Genomic DNA, 253 nt, shown 5'->3' with positions numbered 1-253 from the left:
AAGGCCCATGCGGACGGCGCCTGGGTGCGCGAAGCCGCACTCGCCCATGCCGAAAAACAGCGCCAGCGCGCGCAACAGCACGCCGCCTGAGTGGCACCGCACATCACAGGAATCAGGAGATCAGCAAATGAACAAGGAATGGCCGATTTGGGAAGTGTTCGTGCGCAGCAAGCAGGGACTCGACCACAAGCACTGCGGCAGTCTGCACGCGGCCGACGCGCCGATGGCGCTGCGCATGGCGCGCGACGTCTAC

1 pseudogene is annotated in these 253 nt (G+C 65.2%); it reads left to right on the top strand.

Annotated features, from left to right (window positions below):
- Positions 1-127 precede the first annotated feature (127 nt).
- Positions 128-253, top strand: a pseudogene (locus AB3X86_RS38540) (1,2-phenylacetyl-CoA epoxidase subunit B); the annotation flags it as partial.

The sequence above is a fragment of the Paraburkholderia sp. BR14374 genome (genome assembly GCF_040948685.1).
GTDB lineage: Bacteria > Pseudomonadota > Gammaproteobacteria > Burkholderiales > Burkholderiaceae > Paraburkholderia > Paraburkholderia youngii.
This window is presented reverse-complemented; position numbering and strand designations above follow the sequence as displayed.